The 1,866-nt window shown below is 23.7% G+C and carries 1 protein-coding gene; it reads right to left on the bottom strand.

Going from position 1 to position 1,866, the window contains the following annotated elements:
- A partial coding sequence (locus AVBRAN12654_RS09240; protein ID WP_336614369.1) for a hypothetical protein occupies nt 1-1,347 on the bottom strand: 1,347 nt, incomplete at its 3' end.
- Nucleotides 1,348-1,866: the final 519 nt, after the last annotated feature.

The raw sequence follows: 1,866 nt of genomic DNA on the forward strand, positions 1-1,866 counted from the left end.
TGTGATGGTTTTTGTTTCAGTATTTTCAATAATTACATTATTTGCAATATCTATTAAATTTGAATTTAAATCAGAATTTAAAAGCTTTAATTCACTACCTTTTATATCACCTTTGATACTAGAATTGCTAATATCAATATTATTAGTAGCTTCTATTTTGCCGATTAATTCACTATTATCTGTTTTTATATTGGTAATAAGAGAATCTCCTGTTAGTTTTGAATTATATATCTCTAATTCTTCCCCATCAACCAATGCTTCTATAATAGCACCACCTTTTATAATAACCTTAGTATTATCTTGAGTTGAAATATCATTTACTCCTGGAACTATAAAAGTATCAGTTCCATATAATTTATTAGCTTTTATATATCCGCCATTTATAGTAATTTCTTTTGCAAAAATCCCACTATTTTCTACATTATTTATATAATTTACATTATTTAATTCTAATTTTGGAATTCTAGTATATAAATCATTTTTATTTAAAGCCCCAATTCCTGTATCTACTAATTTAGTATTATTAATAATCACTTCACTATCAAAATCTGCTGAAGCAGATTGATTAATAGCTGAATTAATTATCTCACTATCATTTATTGTAACCTTAGTATTATTCCGAATCGTAATATGATGTTTTGTAACATCCCAAGCATTATCATTAGATATTTTTACATTATCTAATTCATTTGTATTATAAAAATCAATCCTATTAAGATTTGAATCCAAAACTGCATTTTTAATAACACTATCTTTATATGTTGAAATTCCATTAGATTTTAATGTTATTTTATCTTTATCGTTATTTATAATTTGATGATTTTCAATAGTCAATGTGCCACTTGCTGTGATATTTTTATTATTGTATTTTGCATCATTTTTAATGGTAATATTTTTGGCATTTAAATCTGTGGTTAAAGTAGAATTGTCTAAAATAAAATTATTAACCTTGCTAATATCAGAACTAATTGTAGTACCATTTATAACTTCTAAAGTATTCGTATTTAAAGTAGCTTCTACTATAGAATTATCTACAACAATATTTCCACTAATATTTCCAAGCAATTTAGAATTAACAAAAGTAGTTTCTTTGTTAAAACTACTATCTTTTATAGTTGAATTAGACACAATTAAATTACCACTTTGTGGAGTTTTATGAGCATATTTAATATTTTCAATTTTTACTCCATCTAATATAATAGAATCATTATAACCAGCAGTCCATAAATCTAAAGCAACATTAGTTAAACTTCCACCAATCATAGTCAGACTAGATGTTTTTTTGTTATTATCTATTAATATTCCAAAATTTGTATTACCATTTTGATTAACTTTAGATATATTCATATTTTGTAAATATACATCACCATTTATTTCTAATCTATTGTTTGTATCGCTTGTAGTAATATTTAAATTACTTATAAAATGAGTTTCATTAATTTTACCTAATTTAATATTTCCACCTGTGTGAGTAATATCAGTTGGATTTGTATAGGTAGTGCTTGTTATAGTTTTGCCATTACTAATAGTATCTTTAGCATACGCTAAAGAATTTATAGCAGTGCTTGGAATAGTATCAGCAAGAGCTAAATTACCCCCCCCCCGCTAATATAAAAGTTATTAAAGATAATTTTATAGTTCTATTCATTTTCTCCCCTAAAAAATAAATGAAAAATGCTTTATTATAGTTAAAAATCAATATATAAAGGTTAATCAATTACTAACAAAATGGGGGGGGGTAATTATAAAAATTAATATTTTTATAAATTTTTAACAATCTAATCAAAAGAATTTTAATATAAAAAATATAAAAAACTTTTAGGTTTAAGGTAAAAAATAATAAGCTTTAAAAAACAATCTCTAAGT

Origin of the sequence: Campylobacter sp. RM12654 (genome assembly GCF_020137585.1) — a bacterium.
In the GTDB taxonomy this organism is placed as follows: domain Bacteria; phylum Campylobacterota; class Campylobacteria; order Campylobacterales; family Campylobacteraceae; genus Campylobacter_E.